The organism is Waterburya sp., from assembly GCF_058530065.1.
The window spans coordinates 1-9,041 of sequence record NZ_JBZNBU010000069.1 but is presented as its reverse complement, the minus strand read 5'-3'; the positions used below and the strand labels follow the sequence as shown (position 1 = coordinate 9,041).

8 protein-coding genes and 1 pseudogene are annotated in these 9,041 nt (G+C 38.3%); 6 read left to right on the top strand and 3 right to left on the bottom strand.

The genetic code is table 11. The features are described from left to right. Both AC33VI_RS04630 and AC33VI_RS04625 read right to left on the bottom strand, forming a co-directional pair. On the bottom strand, positions 1 to 536 hold a 536-nt coding region (locus AC33VI_RS04630), incomplete at its 3' end, for an NAD(P)-dependent oxidoreductase (RefSeq protein ID WP_491781097.1). 39 nt (positions 537 to 575) lie between these two features. Beyond that, the gene (locus AC33VI_RS04625; protein ID WP_491781096.1) at positions 576 to 887 is read right to left on the bottom strand and encodes a (2Fe-2S)-binding protein; all 312 of its coding nucleotides are present in this window, start codon (positions 885 to 887) and stop codon (positions 576 to 578) included. A gap of 119 nt (positions 888 to 1,006) precedes the next feature. On the opposite strand from AC33VI_RS04625, the gene AC33VI_RS04620 reads away from it, so the two are divergent. From AC33VI_RS04620 to AC33VI_RS04605, 4 genes are all read left to right on the top strand, one after another. Beyond that, positions 1,007 to 1,723, top strand: a complete 717-nt coding sequence (locus tag AC33VI_RS04620; protein ID WP_491781095.1) for a hypothetical protein — start codon at positions 1,007 to 1,009, stop codon at positions 1,721 to 1,723. Between the two features lie 160 nt (positions 1,724 to 1,883). Next, the gene (dprA, locus tag AC33VI_RS04615) at positions 1,884 to 2,993 is read left to right on the top strand and encodes a DNA-processing protein DprA (protein WP_491781094.1); all 1,110 of its coding nucleotides are present in this window, start codon (positions 1,884 to 1,886) and stop codon (positions 2,991 to 2,993) included. Between the two features lie 91 nt (positions 2,994 to 3,084). Next, positions 3,085 to 4,893: a ShlB/FhaC/HecB family hemolysin secretion/activation protein gene (locus AC33VI_RS04610; protein WP_491781093.1), complete on the top strand. Its 1,809-nt coding sequence runs from the start codon at positions 3,085 to 3,087 to the stop codon at positions 4,891 to 4,893. Positions 4,894 to 5,089: 196 nt separating this feature from the next. Continuing rightward, positions 5,090 to 6,325 (top strand): DNA cytosine methyltransferase, encoded by a 1,236-nt coding sequence (locus AC33VI_RS04605; RefSeq protein WP_491781092.1) that lies wholly within the window; start codon positions 5,090 to 5,092, stop codon positions 6,323 to 6,325. Here the strand turns inward: AC33VI_RS04605 and AC33VI_RS04600 are convergent. Then, positions 6,326 to 6,895 (bottom strand): annotated as a pseudogene (locus tag AC33VI_RS04600) (SinI family restriction endonuclease); the annotation flags it as partial. Between the two features lie 293 nt (positions 6,896 to 7,188). On the opposite strand from AC33VI_RS04600, the gene AC33VI_RS04595 reads away from it, so the two are divergent. Beyond that, positions 7,189 to 8,334: a histidine phosphatase family protein gene (locus AC33VI_RS04595; RefSeq protein ID WP_491781091.1), complete on the top strand. Its 1,146-nt coding sequence runs from the start codon at positions 7,189 to 7,191 to the stop codon at positions 8,332 to 8,334. A gap of 93 nt (positions 8,335 to 8,427) precedes the next feature. Beyond that, positions 8,428 to 9,041: iron uptake porin (locus AC33VI_RS04590; protein ID WP_491781090.1), on the top strand; the 614-nt coding region annotated here is incomplete at its 3' end.

Genomic DNA, 9,041 nt, shown 5'->3' with positions numbered 1-9,041 from the left:
GTCGCTAAATCTTCTTTAGGTTTAACATCAAAAGCAATTACCTCCATACGAAAACCTTTGGCAATTTCGATTACACACAAACCAATGTTTCCCGTACCGACGACTCCCAAAGTTTTACCCCGCAGATCGAAGCCTTGAAGTCCTTGCAGGGAAAAATCTCCTTTGCGGGTACGTTCGGTAGCCTCAATTAACTTATGACTGATAGCTAGTAATAAACCAAATACGTGTTCTGCTACTGTGTTTTCGCCATAGGTAGGAACATTACATACTTTGATATTATGTTCCAGACAGTAATCGCGATCGATATGGTCATAACCAGTAGAACGGGTAGCGATTAATTGTAAATTAGGTAATTGTTCCAAGACATTGCCATGAAGGTCGGAATAAATAAAGGTGGAAATAATTTCTGCATCCTCATATTGACTCGCATTATTGGCGGTTAAAGGGCGATCGACATATTTCACTTCATGGTCGCCTTGCAAGCGATCGAATGTTTCACGTTCCCAAGGTTCTGTATTAAAAACGAAGATTTTCATTTATTTTACAATTTAAAGAAAAACGGTAATAAGTTGAGGCTAAACTAAACTTACTTCGAGATCTCTGTCTACGGGAACTTTACAAGATAACCGCCAACCTAATTTAGAGGTAAAATTATCAAGCCATTGTTGAGGTTCTGGTGCATCAGACTTGAGACGTACGCTACAAAAGGCACATACGCCATCGCCACGACAGTTAACATAGTTGGTAATAGCATCATGGGGAGAAAGTTCGTTTTCCATCAATGCTTGGCGCAGAATTAAACCTTTTTTGACTTCTAATTCATGCCAGCTTTTACCGTCCCAAACTTTTAAATTACAAGTTTTCTGAGTCTTTGTTGAATCTTCCATGCTATTAGTTTTTTGATTGTGCTATTGGGCGTTTTAATTCTATTTAGTACGACCCATACATATCCTATGAAGAAGATTTCGTTAAAACCTCTTTCTATTGACAGAAACCTATACCAAAAATGCTTTTAAAAAACTCTTCTCTTTTATCTCGTTATCTTTTTATCGTTGGATTTTTTCCCTTGGTAGCTTTAGTTCTTGGTGCTGATTCTCTTTGGTATGCTGAAGCAAATCTTTCAGGACAATTAATTGCCAATTTATTAGCTGCAATCTATTTTCTGGCTTTACTAACAGTCTTAGATTTTCCAGAAAGGTTAATGGCAATTATATTTGTACCTTTCTCTGCCCTAGCAGAATATATCTTTAGCTCTATTTTAGAAGTCTATACTTACCGCTTAGAAACCGTTCCCCTTTACGTACCTTTAGGACACGCTATTCTCTTTAGTACTGGTTTAATGCTTTCCCAATTACCCGCGATCGCCAAGCGAGATAAACTCCAAACCATTCTCCTAACTATACAAGGAATGATTTTTGCCAGCACGATCATCTTTTGGCAGGATATGTTTACTGCCTTTTTAGGCATTCTTTTCGGATTGATAATTTGGTGGCGGGGTTGCCGTTTGATTTACCCCATCATGGGTTTTCTCGTCCTCTATATCGAGCTTTTAGGCACTGGCTTAGGATGTTGGCAGTGGCAAGAAAGTGCTTTCAATTTATTTCACACCACCAACCCTCCTTTTGGGGCGTTTGTTTTTTATGTATTTGGCGATATTGCCATCTTAAAAGTGTCTCGATTGTTGCAAATGAATAAAATTGCTGGTTTGTCAAATCAAGATTAAATTCTCGTTACATTCAGACATATAACAATAATTTATGAAATTTTTACTTATATTACTTTGGAGAAAACAGCTAACAAGTAATTACTCAAATTCCAAATTATAGTTCGATTGCTATAACTGACTGGTTAGTAGTCAAAAAAACTATTTAGGAATTTCTCAAATGAAACTAGAACGAGCCTACTGGCTGGCGTGGTCGCAGATTTCTGGTATTGGGGCGGTTTCTCTAAAAAAGATTTATCAACACTTTGGCTCTCTAGAAACAGCTTGGCAGGCAGAGGCGATCGCTTTTGGCGACATAGAAGGCTTAGGTAATAAGGTGGTTAAGGCTATTCGACATAAAAGAAGCAAGATCGAGCCAGAAACAATTCTACAGCAACATTTACAGCAAAATCCTCACTTCTGGATACCTACAGATCGAGCATACCCGCGCTTGCTCTTAGAAACCCCCAGCCCTCCCCCATTACTCTACTATTCAGGAACAGTAGAACTACAAGAAAACCAAGGTATTACTCCCGCAGTCGCGATTGTGGGGACGCGCAACCCAACAGAATATGGCAAACGATGGACCAAAAAAATCGCTACAGCTTTAGTACAGCATGGTTTTACTATTGTCTCTGGCATGGCAGCAGGGGTAGACACAGTAGCCCATCATAGTTGTTTGTCGGCAAATGGTAGAACGATCGCTGTATTGGGTACGGGAGTAGATACAGTTTATCCTTACAGCAATCGCCAGCTACACCAACAACTGCAAACCAAAGGATTAATCTTGAGCGAATATCCAGCGGGTACGAACCCAGATCGGGGGCATTTTCCCGCCCGCAATCGCATTATTGCTGGGTTGTGTCGGGCGACCATAATTATTGAAGCACCAAAGCGATCGGGAGCATTAATTACCGCCCGTTTTGCTAACGAATTTGGTCGTGATGTTTATGTTTTGCCTGGTTCTCTCGATAATACTCAGTCTCTTGGCTGTCTTGCCCTACTCAATTCTGGGGCTCATGTAATTTTGGGTATCGAGCATCTTTTAGAATTATTAGGTACTATGCCATGCTTAGATCGTCTTGTACCCCCAAAACCAAAATTACCCAAGCTAGAACCCGAAGTAGTTGAGATATATCAGCTAATGAATCGAGAATCTCTGCCTTTAGATACGATTGTCGATCGCACTGGCAAAAGTACGGGAGAAATCCTAGCTATTTTATCTCAATTAGAGTTGCTAGATTTAATCGTTCAACTACCAGGAATGCGCTATCAAATTAAAGAGCAGTAAATAGCTAGCTTTATTACTTACAGTTGAGTTATCTACCGACCATTTTTGGGAATGTTATGACTGTGGCTCTATATTGAATACTGTTACCAATATGTTTGTACCAAAAATTCTTTGGCAACAATTAAATACCCCAGATTGCTCTAAATTTAATTTAGAATATCGCTCATTATTTTTACCACTATATTTTCTGGGTGCTTTTGTTGTGGTAATGGGACTCAAACCCCTCCATGCAGAAGAAGCAAGTTCTCAAGAATTAGATGATTCGGGGGAAATATTAAAAATCGATCTAACACAATTAGATCTGGAAACAAAAGCGATCGCCGACAACTCTCTTTTACAATCTCAATCTCCAGCAGATTTTAATCGAGAGCCAAAAAATTCTCTTTTAGTGAAAGACTCTAACGGCGATGAAATTCCCGAACAAATTGTGGTCAAAGATTTTGATGTGGTCGGGAGTAGCGTCTTTAGTCAAGCAGAATTAAACAGTGCTATTAAATCCTATCGCGAACGTCCTCTCACTTTACCAGAGTTATTTCAAGCTAGAAGCATCATTACCAAGCTTTACACCGATCGAGGCTATGTTAATTCTGGTGCTTATATCCCTCCCCAAGAATTAGATAATGGTACGGTCAAAATTGCTATTTTAGAAGGAAAATTAGAAGGAATTAATGTTTCTGGGACAAAACGCCTGACTCCTAAATACATTTCCTCGCGTATTGAAACCGCTGCGGGACAACCAGTCAATGTAGAGTCATTATTATTCGCCCTGCAATTACTCCGTCTCGATCCTCTAATCGCTAATGTTTCGGCAGAATTATCTGCAGGAATTGAACCTGGAACTAGTTTGCTAGACATAGAAGTCGAAGAAGCAGATGTACTCAATCTCAGTGCTGGCTACGATAACAATAAATCCCCTAGTGTTGGTTCGATTCAACGTTCTGTTAGTTTCAATCACGGTAACTTATTAGGAAACGGCGATCGTTTTGATTTTAATTTTAGCAATACAGAAGGTAGCAATAGTTTCGATCTAGCTTATGCCCTACCTTTTAACTCGAAAAATGGCACAATTAAAGCCGCTTTTGGAACTAATTCTAACGATGTAGTCGAAGATCCTTTTACTCCCATCGACTTAGAATCTCAATCTCGCTATTACGAACTAAATCTACGTCAACCTCTAATTTTAAAACCAGACCGAGAATTTGCTCTAGGATTGAGTTTTTCCCGCAGCGAAAGTGAGACTTTTCTCCAAAACGATGGTTTTCTTTTATCTCGCGGTGCTAACGAAGATGGAGAAACTAGAATTAGTGCGCTTAGATTCTCCCAAGAATATGTCAATCGAGACGATAAAAAAGTTCTAGCTTTTCGTTCCCAATTTAGTTTGGGAGTCGATGCTCTCAATCCCACCATCAATGAAGGAGATGTCCCCGATAGTACTTTCTTTGCTTGGCGGGGACAAAGCCAGTGGGTTAGGCGTTTATCTGAAGACTTTTTATTCCTGGTGCGGGGAGACGTACAAATTGCAGGGGGAAGCCTCGTACCTTTAGAACAATTTAGAATTGGTGGCGTAAATAGCGTTAGGGGTTATCGTCAAGACTTGAGTTTGGGAGATAATGGGGTTTTTGGTTCTGCGGAATTACGAATTCCCGTCCTTAGATTCAAGAGAATTGGTGGTTTAGTGCAAATCGCTCCTTTCTTCGATATCGGTACGTTATGGAATGCCGATGATGTAGAAATTGCCAACGAAACTCTACCTTCCTTGGGAGTTGGCTTAAACTTTACTATGGGAACTAAATTTAACGCCCGTTTGGATTGGGGTATCCCCCTTGTAGATATTGAAACCCGAGGAGATTCTTTGCAAGAAAACGGAGTTCATTTTTCTCTTAACTACGATTTTTTATAGCCTAGTGATTTCAAACAGAGATTGCATCTATTACTTGGAAGAGGGAAAAATTCTCGAATCTGCCACTCACCAGCAGTTAATGCAGCAAGGCAAAAACTATGCTACTCTTTATCGCCTACAGCAAACGTTAGTACTTCTGTACAAAACTAATTAATTGTGTAAAATACAGAGATAGATTTTATTGAGGTAATTTTGTTTGACTGACAACGGAAGAAAAAAACCGATCGCCTTAAGTTTTTTCTCTGGTGCAATGGGATTGGATTTAGGTGTAGAAAAAGCAGGTTTTGATATTTTACTAGCTTGTGAATCAGATCGGTTTTGCCAGCAAACAATAGCCATCAACAGACCCAATGTAGCTTTATTAGAAGATATAAATAATTATTCTGCTGAATATATACTAGATGCTGCTAATCTCAGCCAAAATGATTCTATAGATTTGATTATGGGCGGTCCTCCCTGCCAAGCATTTAGTACAGCAGGAAAACGAAAAGCTTTCAATGACGATCGAGGAAATGTTTTTTTAAAGTATATCGATTTAGCTTTAGAATTACAGCCTAAATTTATTGTTATTGAAAATGTACGCGGTTTGTTATCTTGTCCTCTCGAACATCGTCCTCACGACCAAAGAGGTGGCGGTTTTCCCGATCTATCGGAAGATGAGTTAAAGGGTGGTGCATTAAATTTTGTTTTGAGCAAGCTGAAACTATCTGGTTATTCATATAGCTTTAACCTTTATAATTCTGCTAATTTTGGTACACCTCAAATCAGAGAAAGAGTTATCATAATTTGTCGTAAAGATGGCGGATACATTCCATTTTTACAGCCGACTCATGCAGAAAATGGTGAGTACAATTTGCCGAAATGGAGAACTGTTAAAGAGGCAATACAAGGAATTAAAAGCCATTCACATCTTAATTTTCCTGAGAAGCGTCTCAAATATTATCGTTTGCTAAAATCGGGACAGAATTGGCGCGATCTTCCTGTAGAGCTACAAAAAGAAGCTATGGGTAATTCATATTACTCTGGTGGCGGAAAAACTGGTTTTTTTCGCCGTTTAGCCTGGGATAAACCATCTCCTACTTTAGTTACTCATCCCGCTATGCCTGCTACCGATTTAGCTCATCCAGAAGCAGATCGACCTTTATCTATTCAAGAATACAAAAGAATTCAAGAATTTCCCGATCATTGGAACTTGGCAGGTTCTTTAGTTCAGCAATATAAACAGGTTGGTAATGCTGTTCCAATAAGTTTGGGGTATGCAGTGGGAAAACTAATTAACTCCTTAATCCAGGGAGAAATTATTAAAAACTATCCTAATTTTAAATATTCAAGATATAAAAAAACTAGCGATGAAGCCTGGGAAAAAGAATTTAATAACCGCAAAGATAGAGCAACAGTGCAGCATCAACAGTTAGAATTATTAAGCAATTGATTATTTTGCTTTGCGTTCTCGAACATATTCGAGAACAAACTCTTTGAATCCTTGTTCGCTAAGATTATGTTCTTGCATTAACGAAGGCAGCTTATCCCAGTTTGTAAATGATGGTCTTCCTTTTTTGGTGTCTTTGGAAAAAGAGCGAAACCATTTTTGAATTGTTGTATTATCGCGAATAGCACTACTAGAGGAATTTTCCGAATTGTTTCTATTCTTTATTTGTAATGCAAACCATTGTCCTTCATCATCTTTACTCAAAAAATCAATAGCTTTTACAAAATCACCACAACACCAATACCAACCTTTGTCCTTGAGCAAGGAATTAATATACCTCTCCAACAAATTACCTACACAATTTTCAGCACACATGGAACGTTGATGCTCAACTTGGATTCTTTGGCAATCTGAATCAGAGTATCCGTAAAATTCTCTCATAAGAACAGATACCATTTCATCAGGAACTGTTGACGGTTCTGCTGGTAAATCACTTCTTCTATAACCCGCAAAATAAGCCTCTGCCAATTTATTTAATCCTTCTTGGGCAAAAACAGATGGTTTATTACCACCTCTCCAAGATAAACTCGACTAATTTTGCGACAGAAATCGACAAACCTCTACAAATGAATTAATTAGAAAACTTTCGTCATCGCCCACAGCAATTTCTGTAGCGACTTTTCGAGCTACATTTTCGTCAAAACTCTTCACTTGCTATCTTCAAGTAACATTTGCTGCACTATCTTAACTGCTTATATCAGTAAGCGGTATCAAATTGTGAAAAATATCTCATTTAAGCTTCATAACCCTTTCATCGATCGCAATAAATATAAAAACAGTATCTTCTCATTGGCAGTCAATAGATCGTGAAAAATTCTATCTCCTACCCACTACCTCCTACCGCCTCTACTCTCTCAACCCCCTCCACCAAAGTAATCCTCGTCCGCCACGCTCGCACCACTTATAACGAACAGGGTAGATATCAAGGTAGTAGTGATGAATCAGTCCTAACAGCCAAAGGACATCAAGATGCTTATGCCACGGGATTAGCTCTTAAAGAAGATAATTTTGATGCCATTTATACCAGTCCTTTAAAAAGAGTACGGCAAACTACTCAAGAGATTATTACTGCTTTGGGAAAAGACAGTGTACTACCAGTATATAGCGATCGCCTGTTGACGGAAATTTGTATGTCTCATTGGCAGGGACTTTATTATCAAGAGGTTAAAGAAAAGTTCGCCCAAGCCTATAATTGTTGGCAAAATACACCTCATCTTTTTAGTTTTGGTAATGTATATCCCGTTTTGGAACTGTTTGAGAAAGCAAGATTGTTCTGGCAACAAGTTTTAACCAAACATCAGGGACAAACCATTTTAATCGTGGCGCATGGTGGTACAAATCGCGCTCTAATTAGTACGGCAGTTGGTTTGAAACCAGAAAATTATCATAGTTTACAACAGTCTAATTGCGGTATTAGCTGTTTGGAATTTAGTTCTAGTCATGATGGTAAACTAAAATATTTAAACGCTACGGATCATTCGGGGGAAACTTTACCCAAGCTCAAAGCAGGGAAAACTGGTTGGCGATGGTTATTGTTATCCGAAACTAATGCTAAAAGCATAAGCGATCGCTCTTTGTTTAACAAATTAGGTAGTGGTAATATCGATTTACTATTAACTGAGACTTTGATATCTGAATTATTCGCTCAGAAATTAGCTACAGAATATCGAATTCCCCACCTACCTTTAGCAGCAAACCATATTTTAAACTGGCAACAGACGATTACCAATAGACAAAAATCATCAATCTCTCTAGAGCAACCTCATTTATCTACTGGTTTAATTGTTGCTTCAGATAAACTAATTACTCAAATTTTAAAGAATACTTTTCAAGTCAATACTTCCCATGCTCAAGATAGTTTAACTGTCATTCACTATCCTCAAAGTAGGAATTATCCAATTCTTCAGGGCATATTACCATTTGCTAGCAGCTTAGTTACATTAATCCCATAAAACTACTTCTCCACTCCTCTCCTCTACCTCACTAACCCCTATCCCCTACCTAAGAAAAACTCCACTACCTAAAACATTTTTCATTCCAGACACTTGATAAAAATAGCATTCAAAATTGTAATTATTCTTACTTCATCTTTATTTATTTCTCCTATAGCTTTAGGTAACAGTATCGAATCTAGTCCCTCCGTATCGAAACTAAAAAATATTCAAACTACAGACTGGGAATATCAAGTCTTACAATCTCTAGCTCGACGTTACGATTGCACCTATCAATGGCAACAGAGCAATGACAATAGCTCAATAACTCGCTTTGAATTTGCGGTTGGTTTAAATAGTTGTCTGCAACAGATTGAAAATATTACGTCAGGACAAGATTTAATCGTATTGCAAAGATTACGACGAGATTTTGCTCCAGAATTAACTCGTTTAACAAATAAAATAGAACAGTTGGAAACTAAAGTTACTCAAATTGAATCTCAACAATTCTCTACAACCACTAAATTTGAAGGTCAGGTTTTATTTTTTTTAACCGATAGCTTTAGTCAAGATGATAGTAGTGAAATTACCTTTGGTTATCGCAGCAGATTGAATTTTAATACTAGCTTTTCTGGTCAAGACTTGCTGCGAATACGTTTAGAAAATCGCGATTTGCCTCGTTTGGATGATGTGACTGGTACTTCTCTGAGTCGTTTAAGTGTTGATGG

Bases quoted from the DNA above. Each gene is read 5' to 3' on its own strand.
- dprA (WP_491781094.1), top strand. From the start codon at position 1,884: ATGAAACTAGAACGAGCCTACTGGCTGGCGTGGTCGCAGATTTCTGGT.
- AC33VI_RS04610 (WP_491781093.1), top strand. From the start codon at position 3,085: ATGTTTGTACCAAAAATTCTTTGGCAACAATTAAATACCCCAGATTGC.
- AC33VI_RS04625 (WP_491781096.1), bottom strand. From the start codon at position 887: ATGGAAGATTCAACAAAGACTCAGAAAACTTGTAATTTAAAAGTTTGG.
- AC33VI_RS04620 (WP_491781095.1), top strand. From the start codon at position 1,007: ATGCTTTTAAAAAACTCTTCTCTTTTATCTCGTTATCTTTTTATCGTT.